Origin of the sequence: Roseateles sp. So40a (genome assembly GCF_048081605.1) — a bacterium.
Lineage (GTDB): Bacteria > Pseudomonadota > Gammaproteobacteria > Burkholderiales > Burkholderiaceae_C > Roseateles.
Map to the genome: position 1 here is coordinate 3,523,703 of NZ_CP182288.1, position 12,980 is coordinate 3,536,682.

The 12,980-nt window shown below is 70.8% G+C and carries 11 protein-coding genes; 9 read left to right on the plus strand and 2 right to left on the minus strand.

Going from position 1 to position 12,980, the window contains the following annotated elements; all coding sequences use genetic code 11:
- Window positions 1–21: 21 nt before the first annotated feature.
- On the plus strand, window positions 22–2,421 hold the full coding sequence (locus tag ACNI65_RS16030) for a penicillin acylase family protein (protein ID WP_416757911.1): 2,400 nt from the start codon (window positions 22–24) through the stop codon (window positions 2,419–2,421).
- A gap of 117 nt (window positions 2,422–2,538) precedes the next feature.
- Here the strand turns inward: ACNI65_RS16030 and pncB are convergent, their stop codons facing one another.
- Window positions 2,539–3,753 carry a nicotinate phosphoribosyltransferase gene (gene pncB / locus ACNI65_RS16035; RefSeq protein WP_416757912.1) on the minus strand — a complete coding sequence of 405 codons (1,215 nt, stop codon included), beginning with the start codon at window positions 3,751–3,753 and terminating at the stop codon, window positions 2,539–2,541.
- A 64-nt stretch (window positions 3,754–3,817) separates the two neighbouring features.
- Here pncB and ACNI65_RS16040 point away from each other — a divergent pair, with 64 nt between their 5' ends.
- Window positions 3,818–4,633: a hypothetical protein gene (locus ACNI65_RS16040; protein ID WP_416757914.1), complete on the plus strand. Its 816-nt coding sequence runs from the start codon at window positions 3,818–3,820 to the stop codon at window positions 4,631–4,633.
- Between the two features lie 40 nt (window positions 4,634–4,673).
- Here ACNI65_RS16040 and ACNI65_RS16045 read toward each other — a convergent pair whose 3' ends face one another.
- The gene (locus tag ACNI65_RS16045) at window positions 4,674–5,099 is read right to left on the minus strand and encodes an Lrp/AsnC family transcriptional regulator (RefSeq protein ID WP_416757915.1); all 426 of its coding nucleotides are present in this window, start codon (window positions 5,097–5,099) and stop codon (window positions 4,674–4,676) included.
- Between the two features lie 181 nt (window positions 5,100–5,280).
- Here ACNI65_RS16045 and ACNI65_RS16050 point away from each other — a divergent pair, with 181 nt between their 5' ends.
- The 7 genes from ACNI65_RS16050 (at window position 5,281) to ACNI65_RS16080 (ending at window position 12,979) form a co-directional block, all read left to right on the plus strand.
- Window positions 5,281–6,465, plus strand: a complete 1,185-nt coding sequence (locus ACNI65_RS16050) for an ornithine cyclodeaminase (protein WP_416757917.1) — start codon at window positions 5,281–5,283, stop codon at window positions 6,463–6,465.
- A complete protein-coding gene (gene ybiB / locus ACNI65_RS16055) occupies window positions 6,405–7,343 on the plus strand; it encodes a DNA-binding protein YbiB (RefSeq protein WP_416757919.1) in 939 nt (312 codons plus the stop codon). Before ACNI65_RS16050 ends, ybiB begins: the two co-directional genes overlap by 61 nt.
- A 317-nt stretch (window positions 7,344–7,660) precedes the next feature.
- Window positions 7,661–9,358, plus strand: coding sequence for a nitrite/sulfite reductase (locus ACNI65_RS16060; RefSeq protein ID WP_416757920.1), 1,698 nt, complete (start codon window positions 7,661–7,663; stop codon window positions 9,356–9,358).
- Between the two features lie 13 nt (window positions 9,359–9,371).
- Window positions 9,372–9,872 (plus strand): DUF934 domain-containing protein, encoded by a 501-nt coding sequence (locus tag ACNI65_RS16065; protein ID WP_416757922.1) that lies wholly within the window; start codon window positions 9,372–9,374, stop codon window positions 9,870–9,872.
- Window position 9,873: 1 nt separating this feature from the next.
- A complete protein-coding gene (locus ACNI65_RS16070; RefSeq protein ID WP_416757923.1) occupies window positions 9,874–10,683 on the plus strand; it encodes a phosphoadenylyl-sulfate reductase in 810 nt (269 codons plus the stop codon).
- Complete coding sequence (gene cysD, locus ACNI65_RS16075) at window positions 10,680–11,639, plus strand: sulfate adenylyltransferase subunit CysD (RefSeq protein WP_416757924.1); 960 nt, start codon at window positions 10,680–10,682, stop codon at window positions 11,637–11,639. The genes ACNI65_RS16070 and cysD overlap by 4 nt, the downstream gene beginning before the upstream one ends.
- Window positions 11,639–12,979, plus strand: coding sequence for a sulfate adenylyltransferase subunit 1 (locus tag ACNI65_RS16080; protein WP_416757925.1), 1,341 nt, complete (start codon window positions 11,639–11,641; stop codon window positions 12,977–12,979). Before cysD ends, ACNI65_RS16080 begins: the two co-directional genes overlap by 1 nt.
- Window position 12,980: the final 1 nt, after the last annotated feature.

Below are 12,980 nucleotides of genomic sequence, written 5' to 3' on the forward strand. Positions count from 1 at the left end.
CCGCCCGGATCTGGAGGGGACATGAAGGGAAAGAGCGCGCTTCGGCGCTGGACCGTGCGGGGCCTGATCGGGCTGCCGTTCCTGCTGGTGGCACTGGCGATCGCGATCTGGGCCGGCGTGCGCGCCAGCCTGCCGCAACTGGACGGCGACGCCGAGATCCCCGGCCTGAGCGCCCCGGTGAGCCTGGGCCGCGACGCGCTGGGCACGCTGGTCGTCGAGGGCCGCACGCGGCTGGACGTCGCGCGCGGACTCGGCTTCGCGCATGCGCAGGAACGCTTCTTCGAGATGGACCTGACGCGGCGTTCGGCCGCGGGCGAGCTCTCCGCGCTCTTCGGCGACAAGGCGCTGGAGCGCGACCGCACGCGCCGCGTGCACCGGCTGCGCGCCCGGCTGACCGATCGCTTCGAGCAGCTCTCCGGCGAGGACCGCCTGCTGCTGCTGGCCTACACGGAGGGCGTGAACGCCGGGCTGCACGGCCTGTCGATGCGGCCCTGGCAGTACCTGCTGCTGCGCGCCAAGCCGGAGGACTGGACGCCGGTGGACTCGCTGCTGGTGATCTCCGAGATGTACTTCATGCTGCAGGCCGGCAGCTACGAATCGGGCTTCGACCGCGCGCAGCTGCGCGAGCGCGCCGGCGATGCGGTCTTCGACTGGCTGAGCCCGCGCGGCGGACGCTGGGACGCGGCGCTCGATGGCAGCCAGTCGCCCGCGCCCGCGATGCCCACGCCCGCGCAGCTCGACGTGAGCCGCGCGGCCAGCGCGCCGGCGCCGTCCTCGTCCGCACCGGCCCCGAGTTCCAGTTCGCCGGCGAGCGGCGTCCAGGCCTTCCTGCGCGACGTCGCCCCGGACGCGGTCCTGGGCAGCAACAACTGGGCCGTGGCGGGGTCGCGCTCGACGCACGGCGGCGCGATCCTGGCCGATGACATGCACCTGGGGCTGGGCGTGCCGAGCATCTGGTATCGCGCGCAGTTCCAGATCGGCGCGGGGCCCTCGGGCCTGCGTGCGGCCGGCGTGACGCTGCCCGGCCTGCCCGCGCTGGTGGTGGGCAGCAACGGCACGGTCGCCTGGGGCTTCACCAACGCCTACGGCCAGTGGTTCGACTGGATCGAGGTGCCCGCCGACGCCAAGCTGACGACGCGCACCGAGACGCTGGAGGTCCACGGCGGCCCGGCCGTCACGATGGAGGTCCACGAGCTGGGCGGCGATCCGATCGTCGCCACCGAGGGCGGGCGCCGTTTCGCGCTGCACTGGATCGCGCACCAGGGCGCGGCCTACAACCTCGAACTCGACCGCATGCTGCAGGTGCGCCATGTCAGCGAGGCGCTCGCGCTGGCGCAGCGGGCCGGCATGCCGCATCAGAACCTGCTGGCCGCCGACAAGGACGGCCAGATCGGCTGGACCATCGCCGGCCGCCTGTGGGCGCAACCGGGCCTGCCCGGCGCCTACGCGCGTTTCGTCGCGCCATCGGCCGCGCGCCGCGACTGGCTCGATCCCGACCGCGCGCCGCAGGTGCTCTCGCCGTCGCAGGGGCAGCTGTGGACCGCCAACAACCGTCAGCTCGACGGCGCGCCGGGCGAGCTGCTGGGCGACGGCGGCTTCGACCTCGGCGCCCGCGCGCAGCAGATCCGCGATCGGCTCTCGGCGCGGGACAAGCACGACGAGGCCTCGATCGGCGCGATCCACCATGACGACGAGGCGCGGTTCCTGAAGACCTGGAGCGCCCGGATGCTTGCCGCGGCGCGCACCGACGCGGCCACGACTCCGACGCATCGCGCCTTCGTGCAGTTGCTGGAGAACTGGAACGGCCGCGCCGACGCCGACAGCGCCGCGTACCGGCTCGTGCGCCAGGCGCGGCTGCGCGTGCTGGACACGCTGTGGGACGCGTGGACCACGCCCGCGCTGGGCGAGCGGCAAGGCGATCCGAAACGCCGCATGCGCTGGCGCAACCAGTTCGAGTACAGCGCGGCGCGCGCGCTCGACGAGCGTCCGGCGCACCTGCTGCCGGTGGCCTATGCGGACTGGGACGCGCTGGTGCTGGCGCAGCTGGACGCGGCGGCGCGCGAGATCGCGCCCGACGGCAACCTGGGCGCGGCGACCTGGGGCGCGCAGAACGCCAGCCGCATCCAGCATCCGCTGGCCAAGGCGATTCCGGCGCTGTCGCGCTGGCTGGACATGCCGTCGGTGCCGCAATCGGGCGACAGCAACCTGCCGCATGTGGCCGGGCCGGCGTTCGGGCAGTCGGAGCGGCTGGTGGTGTCACCCGGCCGGGAGGATCACGGCTGGTTGTCCATGCCCGGCGGCCAGAGCGGCCATCCGATGTCGCCGTTCTACGGCGCGGGGCATCAGGACTGGGTCGAAGGCAAACCGACGCCGCTGCTCGCCGGTCCGGTGATCCACCGCATCACCGCGCATCGGGACTGAAAAGCCCCTCGCCCGCGAAGCGGGAGAGGGGTTGGGGTGAGGGCTCGTGTGAGGGCACGGAGCCCTTCGCCGAGCCCTCACCCCCGCCCTCTCCCGCTTCGCGGGAGAGGGGGTTATTCAGCGCGGTGTCGGCACGTTGAAGACCTGACGCAAGTACGCCAGGAAGGTCTGGTCCTCGCACATGGTCTTGCCGGGGCTGTCGGAGAGCTTGGCCACCGGCTGACCGTTCACGTGGGTGAGCTTGATGACGATGTTCAGCGTCGGCAGGCCCATGTCGTTGCTGAGCTTGGTCCCGATGCCGAAGCCCAGCTGCACGCGGTCGGCGAAATGCCGGTACAGCGCCAGCGCCTTGGGCATGTCCAGCGCGTCGGAGAACACCAGCCGCTTGGTGTTGGCGTCGATGCGCAGCTGCTCGTAATGCGCGAGCGCCTTCTCGCCCCATTCGACCGGATCGCCCGAGTCATGCCGCAGGCCGTCGAAGAGCTTGGCGAAGTACAGGTCGAAGTCGGCGAGGAACGCGTCCATGCCGATCACGTCGGTCAGCGCGATGCCCAGGTCGCCGCGGTACTCCTGCACCCAGTCCTCGAGCGCGGCCTTCTGATGGTCGCGCAGCCGCACGCCGGTGGCCTGGTAGGCCTGCAGGTACTCGTGGGCCATCGTGCCGATGGGCACCAGGCCGAGCTCCTTGGCCAGCAGCACGTTGGACGTGCCGCGGAAGGTCTCGGGCAGCTCGTCGCGCAAGGTGCGCAGCACCTCCTCATGCCAGGCGCCGGAGAAGCGCCGGCGCAGCCCGAAGTCGAAGAACTGGAACGGATGCCGGCGCGGCGCCTCGTCGCGCGAGAACGCGCGGATCGCCTCGATCTTCTGCGCCAGCCGGCGCCGGCCCTCCTCGATCGCGCTGTCCTGATCGAAGCGCCGGAAGTACAGCTCGTTGACCATCGCCAGGACGAAGATCTCGAAGGCCATCACGTGGACCTGCGGACCGCGCACGACGATCTCGAGCTTCTCGCCGTCCGCGCGCACCGTGATGAAGGCGCGCTGGAAGCGGAAGATGCGCAGCAGGTCGATGAAGTCGGGCTTCATGAAGCGCAGGCCGGCGAGATAGGCGAGTTCGTCGTCGCGGAAGGTCAGCGCGCACAGGTGGTCGATCTCGCGTTCCAGGTCCTCGACCAGTTCCGCCAGCGGGTACTGCGGCGTGTTGCGGCAGGCGAAGCGGTACTCGGCCTGCGCCTGCGGATGGCGATGCAGCATCGCCTGCCACATCGTGAACTTGTAGAGATCGGTCTCCAGCAGGCTGCGGATGACCGGAGTGGAAGGCGCGGAACGGCTCATGGGCGGGGACTGTACCCCTTGCCTCGGCGATGATCGGGGCCCGCCGAGCTCAACCCCACTCCCCGTGACCCCACGACCCTCCCTCGCCCGTCGTGCCGCCGCCGCGCTGGCGCTCGCCGCCGCGGGCGCGCATGCGCAGGTCCCCGTCGCCATCGAGCAGCCGCCCAAGCCGGACGTCGCGATGAAGATGGTCTACGGGGGCAACACCTGGCGCCACGAACGCGCCGCGGCCTTCTTCGGCGGCCGCGCGCCGACGCTCCGGGCCGAGGTCCGCGAGGTCTTCCGCCAACGCTACGTCGAGTCCGACGTCGACAAGCTGATGCTGGTCTACCAGCTCACGCCGGGCCCGCGCGACCAGTTCCGCTGCCCGGCCTGCGTGCCCGCGCTCGGCGCGGCCGTGCTGGCCGCCGACGCGCAGGGCCGATGGAAGCTGCAGGCGAAAGGCCTGCTGCTGGTGCCGGGCTCGCCGGGCTCGGGCGACGAGGACCTGCAGATGCTGCAGATCGATGAGCAGCGCTGGGTGCTGCGCAGCCGCCGCCACGATGTCGACCGCGGCCGAGAGAGCCGCAGCGAGCGCCTGATCCTCGAGCGCGACGGCGAGCTGCGGCTCGGCGCGGAACTCGGCTTCGACGACAAGCCCGGCCCGGCCGCCTGCGGCGCGGGCGCGGCCCCGCAGACCTCGGGCGTCAGCGTGCTGAGCCCCGGTCGCGGACCACGCGTGGAGATCGTGCTGCGCTTCAACGAGGGCGAGTGCCCCTCGCCGCGCCCGGTGGTCCAGCGCACGCGGCTGGAACTGCGCGACGGCACCTTCCACCTCGAACCCGACGCGCCCGAGCCGGACGACTACACGCCCGCGAGCCCGCCCGCGCCCAAACGCTGACCGCTGCGAGCCGGGGGCCGCCGCTGGCCAGGACCGCCCGTCAAGCCAGCTTGTAGGTCTGCAGGTGGATGCTGGTCTCGGTCGCGCCGATGCCCTTGATCAGGCGCACGCGCTCCAGGATCTCGGCCAGCTCGTTGAGGCTGTCCGCGCGCAGTTCGGCCAGCAGGTCCCAGCGGCCATTCGTGTCGAAGAGCCCCGCCACGCCGGGCTCGCCGGCCAGGATGCCCACGACCTCGCGCGTGCGGTTGCCCTCCACGGCGATGCTCATCCATGCGGTGATGTGCGGCGGGGCCACGTCCGCCCGCAGCTTGACCGTGTAGCCCACGATCTGCCCGCTGTCCTCCAGCCGCGTGAGGCGGTTGGTCACCGTCCCCCGCGACACCTTCAGCTTGTGCGCCAGCGTGGCGATGCTCGCCCGCGCGTCCTGGCGCAGCAGCGCGATCAGTTGATGGTCCAGCGTGTCCATGTTGGTGCACCTTGGGTCCACCCGCGCGCACAGCGCCCAGGGTTAACCCGAACATCACGTCATTTCGTCAATCGACTCTGACGAAATGCACAAGAGGCTTTGATTATTGATCAGTTGGCTGGCTTCCTGCTGACACGCCGATCCGAAGAATGGAGCCATCCCGACTGCCATGAGATTGCCGATGACGACCCGCCTGCTCCTCACCGCCGATGTCGCCCGCCTGGTGCGACATGACGGCATCGCCGAGAGCTTCCGCGCCCTGGCCGGCCACATCGCCGCCGACTATGTCCGATGGGCCGAGTTCGACAAGACGCCCCGCGTCGCCAACCACTCCGAGGACGGTGTGATCGAGCTGATGCCGATCTCCGACGCCGCGCTCTACAGCTTCAAGTACGTCAACGGTCACCCCAAAAACCACCGCGTGGGCCTGCCCACCGTGATGGCTTTCGGCGTGCTCGCCGACGTCGCCACCGGCACGCCGCGGCTGCTGTCCGAGCTGACGCTGAGCACCGCGCTGCGCACCGCGGCCACCTCGGCGCTGGCCGCGCAACGCCTGGCACGGCCCGGTTCGCGCGTGATGGCGCTGATCGGCAACGGCGCGCAGAGCGAGTTCCAGGCGCTCGCCTTCCACCACCTGCTGGGCATCTCCGAGATCCGGCTGTTCGACGTCGATCCGGCCGCCACCGACAAGCTGGTCCGCCATCTGTCGGGCATCGCCGGGCTGGCGCTGGTGCGCTGCCGCGACACCGCCGAGGCCGTGCGGGGCGCCGACATCGTCACCACCGTCACCGCCGACAAGCGCAACGCCACCATCCTGACGCCCGACATGATCGTCCCCGGCATGCATGTGAACGGCGTGGGCGGCGACTGCCCGGGCAAGACCGAGCTGCATCGCGGCGTGCTCGAGCGGGCCAGCGTGTTCGTCGAGTACGAGCCGCAGTCGCGCGTCGAGGGCGACGTCCAGCAGATGCCGGCGGACTTCCCGGTGACCGAGTTCTGGCGCGTGCTGCGCGGCGAGGCCCCGGGCCGCCGCTCGGACGACGAGATCACCGTGTTCGATTCGGTCGGATTCGCGCTGGAGGACTTCGCGACGCTGCGCTGGCTGGATGAGCGCGCCCAGGCGCTGGGCCTGGGCCAGCCGCTGGCCCTGGTGCCGGCGATGGACGATCCGAAGGACCTGTTCGGTGAACTGGCGCTGACGACGGGCACCCCGGCAGATCAGGTGGATGAGGCCGCCCTGCCCGTGGCCATCCCCGCCGGCCTGAGGGCCGCGCTCTTACACTGCGCGCCTCACCGGAAGGACGCATGGACTACGCCCCCCTCATCAAGGAAATCGGACGAGGCGCTCGTGGCGCCCGCGACCTGACGCGGGAGCAGGCGCAGGCGCTCTTCGCGGCGCTGCTCGACGGCACGGTACCCGACCTGGAACGGGGCGCGATCCTGATCGCGATGCGTATCAAGGGGGAGAGCCTCGAGGAGCTCCTCGGGTTCGTCGCGGCGATGCAGGCCGGCGCAGCGCGCGTCGCGGCTCCGGCCGGGCCGCGCACCGTCGTGCTGCCGACCTTCAACGGCGCGCGCAAGCAGGCCAACCTGATGCCGCTGGTGGCGCTGCTGCTGGCGCGCGAGGGCATCCCCGTCCTCATCCACGGCCGGCATGACTTCGACAGCCGCGTCAGCCCCTTCGAGCTGTTCGACGCGCTTGGGCTGCCCGTGGCGGCTTCGACGGCGCAGGCGGGCGAGCAGCTCGCGGCCGACCGGCTCGCCATCCTGCCCACCGCGGCCCTTCATCCGGGGCTGGACGCGATGATGGCGCTGCGCCCCCGCCTGGGCCTGCGCAACAGCAGCCACAGCGTGGCCAAGCTGCTCGATCCGATGCCCGGCCGCAGCGTGCGTGTCGTCGCGGTCACCCATCCCGAGTACGTCGACAGCATGGGCCAGGCGCTGCCGGTGCTCAGCGCCGAGGGCGGCGCCGCGCTGCTCATGCGTGCCAGCGAGGGCGAGGCTTACCTGCACCTGCGCCGCAAGGCTCATCTGCAAGGCTTCGCGGACGGGCAAGCGTTGGATCTCAATCCGGCAAGCAATGAGGATCTGGACTGGCCGCTGTCGCTGGCCTGCGAGCCGGCGGAGAACGCCGCGCTCATCCGCGCGATCCTCGCGGGGACCGCGCCCCTGCCGCCCCGGATCGCCGACCAGATCGCCGCGTTGCTGCCCCTCGCCCGCGGAGCGGGAGAGGGGTTGGGGTGAGGGCTCGGGGCGGACCACGGTGCCCTGCGACGAGCCCTCACCCCTCCCTCTCCCGCTCCGCGGGCGAGGGTGTCCGACCGAGCCTCATCGCGCTTTCCCGCTCCGCGGGCGAGGGTGTCCGACCGAGCCTCACCGTCCTTTCGCGCTTTGCAGAATCCTTCATATGCTTATCTGGCCATAAGCAATCTACGAATTTGTAGTTCTCATATATATAAAGCGTTCATAGAGTCCAGACTCCCGGCCAGCCCAGGGCGCCAGCCGCGGTGTCAGATGACGCGGCGGGCCCTTCTTGAAACCCGGCCGGATCAGCTGACGCCATGTACGCCTACACCGATTTCGACCGCCAGTTCGTCCACGCCCGCGCGGCCCAGTTCCGCGACCAGCTCGAGCGCCACCTCGCCGGTCAGCTGCCCGACGACGACTTCCGCGCGCTGCGCCTGCAGAACGGCTGGTACATCCAGCGCCACGCGCCGATGCTGCGCATCGCCGTGCCCTACGGCGTGCTCGACAGCCGCCAGCTCCGCCAGCTCGCCCGCATCGCCCGCGAGCACGACCGCGGCTACGGCCACTTCACGACGCGCCAGAACCTGCAGTTCAACTGGATCCCGCTGCCGCAGTCGGCCGACGTGATGGACCTGCTGGCCGAGGTCGACATGCACGGCATCCAGACCAGCGGCAACTGCATCCGCAACATCACCAGCGACGTCACCGCCGGCGTGGCCGCGGACGAACTCATCGACCCGCGCCCCTACGCCGAAGTGCTGCGCCAATGGTCGACGCTGCACCCCGAATTCGCCTTCCTGCCGCGCAAGTTCAAGATCGCGATCTCCGGCGCCGCCGAGGACCGCGCCGCCATCGGCTGGCACGACATCGGCCTGCAGCTGCGCAGGAACGACGCGGGCGAGGTCGGGTTCCAGGTCCTGGTGGGCGGCGGCATGGGCCGCACGCCGATCGTCGGCCAGGAGATCAATCCCTTCGTGCCGTGGCAGCACATCCTGCTGTACCTCGAGGCGATCGTGCGCACGTACAACCGCTTCGGCCGCCGCGACAACATGTACAAGGCGCGCATCAAGATCCTGGTCAAGGCCGAGGGCCAGGCCTATTTCGATGCCGTCAACGCCGAGTACCAGGCCATCCTGTCCGATGACGCCGGCAGCCACGAGCAGATCATTCCCGAGGCCGAACTCGCCCGCGTCGCCGCGAGCTTCGTCGAGCCGCAAGGCGTGACCCCGGTCCCCGCGATCGACATCTTCGACGGCGCCTCGCCGGCCTACCGCCGCTGGCTGGAGCGCAACGTCCACGCGCACCGCGTCAGCGGCTACCGCTCGGTGACGCTGTCGCTCAAGCGCGTGGGCCTGCCGCCCGGCGACATCACCGATGCGCAGATGGACGCCGCCGCCGCGCTGTCCGACCAGTTCAGCCACGGCGAGCTGCGCGTGTCGCATGACCAGAACCTGCTGCTGCCGTGGGTGCGCGAGAGCGACCTGCCCGCGCTGTACGAAGCCGCCAAGGCCGCGACCTTCGCCACGCCCAACATCGGCCTGCTGACCGACATGATCGTGTGCCCGGGCGGCGACTTCTGCGCGCTGGCCAATGCGCGCTCCATCCCCGTCGCCGCCGAGATCACCGAGCGCTTCCAGGACCTGGACGAGCTCTGGGACATCGGCGACATCGACCTGCACATCAGCGGCTGCATCAACAGCTGCGGCCACCACCACAGCGGCCACATCGGCGTGCTCGGCGTCGACAAGGACGGCAGCGAGTGGTACCAGATCACGCTGGGCGGCTCGGACGGCTCGACGCTGTCGGGCGCGGCCGTGCCGGGCAAGGTGATCGGCCCGTCCTTCGCGGCCGACGAGGCCGCCGACGCGGTCGAGGCCGTGATCGCCACCTACCGCCGCGAGCGCGCCGCCAGCGAGCGCTTCATCGAGACGGTCCGCCGCATCGGCCTGGACGCCTTCAAGCAGGCGACCAACGGCATCCGCCGCACCACCGCCAAGCAAACCACCGACTGAGCGCCGCCGCACCATGAAGTTCGTTTCCAAGGCCCAAGACCCCTGGCACACCTGCGCTGGCGAGGACGGCCCGCAACCGCATCCCGCCGCCGCCGACCACAAGCTGCTCACGCTCGAGCAATGGCACGCGGTGCGCGACACCTGGCCCGAGGGCCTGGCCACCGGTGTGATCCTGCCCAACGACATCGACGTGCTCGAGCTCAAGGCCGACCTGCCGCGCCTGGCGCTCGTCGTGCTGCAGTTCCCCAAGTGGGTGGACGGCCGCGCGTACAGCCAGGCCCATGTGCTGCGCTCGCGCCTGCGCTTCGCCGGCGAGGTCCGCGCCATCGGCGAGGTGCTCGTGGACATGCTGCCGCTGCTGCAGCGCTGCGGCGTCGACGCCGTGCAGCTGCGCGGCGACCAGAACCAGCAGGCCGCCGAGCGCGCGCTGGGTTTCTTCGCCGGTCATTACCAGGCCGACGTCAACGAGACGCGCCCACTGTTCGCTCGCGCCGGCGACAAGACCGAGGCCTGACATGGGCGCGATCGACCTCTATGCCCGCAAGACCGCCGGCTTCGACGAGCGCCTGGCGCGCACCGTCGAGGTCCTGCGGCAGGCCGCCGCGGACTTCGGTCCCGGCGCGCTGCAATCGACCTCGCTGGGCGTCGAGGACATGGTCATCACTGACCTGATCGCCCGCCACGGCCTGCCCATCGCGCTGGCCACGCTGGACACCGGCAAGCTGCACGCCGAGACGCTCGCGCTGATCCCGCGCATCCAGGAACGCTACGCGCTGGAGGTCGAGGTCTTCGCGCCGGTCCATGAGCAGGTCGTCCACTTCGTCCGCGCCAACGGCGAGGAACCGATGTACCGCAGCGTCGAGCTGCGCAAGGCCTGCTGCGGCGTGCGCAAGCTGGAGCCGCTCGCGCGCATGCTGGCCGGCCGCACGGCCTGGATCACCGGGCTGCGCCGCGAGCAGAGCGCCAACCGCGCCGACGTCCCCTTCCGAGAGGATGACGGCCAGGGCCGCGTCAAGCTCAACCCGCTGGCCGAATGGACCTGGGCGGACGTCTGGCACTACGTCCAGGCCAACGACGTGCCCTACAACCCGCTGCACGACCAGTTCATGCCCAGCATCGGCTGCGCGCCCTGCACCCGCGCGATCGCGGTGGGCGAGGACTTCCGCTCGGGCCGCTGGTGGTGGGAGGACTCGTCCAAGGAATGCGGCCTGCACGCGACCCACGGCACCGAGGACACCGCCACGGCCGCCACAGCCGCCACGTCCGAATCTGAATCCCAAGCGTCTCCCCTGACGTTCAACGCGACCACCGGAGCCCCGGCATGAACGCCCCCGTGAACCTCGAACAACTGCTGCCGCTGGCGGACCATCGCCACCTGGACCACCTCGAAGAGGAAGCGATCTTCATCCTGCGCGAGGTCGCCGCGGCCTTCGAGCGCCCCGCCCTGCTGTTCTCCGGCGGCAAGGACTCCTGCGTCGTCCTGCGCCTGGCGGAGAAGGCCTTCAAGCAGCGCATTTCGGGCAACGAGTTCAAGGGCAAGCTGCCCTTCCCGCTCGTGCACGTGGACACCGGCCACAACTTCCCCGAGGTCATCGAGTTCCGCGACCGCCGCGTCGCCGAGATGGGCGAGCGCCTGGTCGTCGGTCATCTGGAGGATTCGATCGCCAAGGGCACGATCCGGTTGGCGCATCCGCTGGAATCGCGCAACGGCCACCAGACCGTGACGCTGCTGGAGACCATCGAGGAGCACCGCTTCGACGTGCTCATCGGCGGCGCCCGCCGCGACGAGGAGAAGGCGCGCGCCAAGGAACGCATCTTCAGCCACCGCGACAGCTTCGGCCAATGGCAGCCCAAGGAGCAGCGCCCCGAGCTGTGGAACCTGTTCAACACCCGCATCCGTCCGGGCGAGCACTTCCGCGCGTTCCCGATCAGCAACTGGACCGAGCTGGACGTGTGGCTCTATATCGCCCGCGAGAACATCCCGCTGCCCTCGCTGTATTTCGCGCATGACCGCCAGGTCATCCGCCGCAAGGGCCTGCTGGTGCCGCTGACCGACGTCACGCCGCCCGAGGCCGGCGAGACCGTCGAGACCGCGCAGGTGCGTTTCCGCACCGTCGGCGACATGACCTGCACCTGCCCGGTGGAGAGCCCCGCGGCCAACGCCGCCGACATCGTCGCCGAGACGCTGACCGTCACCGTCTCCGAGCGCGGCGCCACGCGCATGGACGACCGCACCTCCGACGCCTCGATGGAGCGTCGCAAGAAGGAGGGCTACTTCTGATGTCCGCCGTCCTGAACGACCCGAGCCTGTCGAGCCCCGTGAACCCTGTGAGCGCCGTGAACAAGATCCATCAGTCCGACGTCGACACCACGCATCGCGCGCTGCGCTTCCTGACCGCCGGCAGCGTCGACGACGGCAAGAGCACGCTGATCGGGCGCCTGCTCTTCGACAGCCGCGCCATCCTCGCCGACCAGCTCGACACGCTGGCCAAGCGCGCCGCCGGCCAGCCCATCGACCTGAGCCTGCTCACCGACGGCCTGGAGGCCGAGCGCGAGCAAGGCATCACCATCGACGTCGCCTACCGCTACTTCGCGACCAAGCAGCGCAAGTTCATCATCGCGGACGCTCCGGGCCATGAGCAGTACACCCGCAACATGGTCACCGCCGCCGCCGGCAGCGACGCCGCGGTCGTGCTGGTCGACGTCACCAAGCTGGACCTGACGGTCGACGATGTGCCGTTGCTGCCGCAGACGCGCCGCCACAGCCTGCTGGCGCACCTGCTGCGCGTGCCGAGCATCGTCTTCGCGATCAACAAGATCGACGCCGCCGCCGATCCGGGCGACGCCTTCCGCAAGGTCTCGGCCGCGCTGGAGAAGTTCGCCGCCGCGGCCGGCATCCGCGTGACCGCGGTGGTGCCGGTGTCGGCGCTGCGCGGCGACAACGTCACCCAGCCGCTCGAGGCGGACTGGTACGACGGCCCGTCGCTGCTGCAGGTGCTGGAGTCGCTGCCCACGGTGCAGGAGACGGTCGAGGCGCCGCTGGCGCTGCCGGTCCAGTACGTGGCCAAGGACGGCGACGGCACGGGCAACAACCCCCGCGTGCTGTGGGGCCGCATCGCGCAAGGCCAGGTGCAGGTGGGCGATGAAGTCCAGATCCTGCCCAGCGGCCAGACCGCGATCGTCGGCGAGCTGCGCCGCGCCGGCGAGCCGGTGGCCGCCTCGGTCGCCGGAGAGTCGGCCGGGCTGCTGCTGGACCGCCAGGTCGATGTGTCGCGCGGTGACTGGATCGTCGCGCCCGGCACCGCCGCGCCCCGCCGCGCCTTCGAGGCGACGCTGGCCTGGCTCGACACCGAACCCGCCGTCATCGGCCGCAAGTACTGGGTCCGCCACGGCAACCGCTGGGTCCAGGCCCGCATCGCCGCGATCGACCACCGGCTGGACATCCAGACCCTGGCCGAGACCGAGGCGCACGAGCTGTCCGTCAACGAGATCGGCCATGTCACCCTCGAGCTGCAGGCCGAACTGCCGCTGCAGCCCTACGCGGACAACCGCGTGGGCGGCGCGCTGATCGTCGTGGACCCCACCAGCAACCGCACCAGCGGCGCGCTGCTGGTCCGCTGAA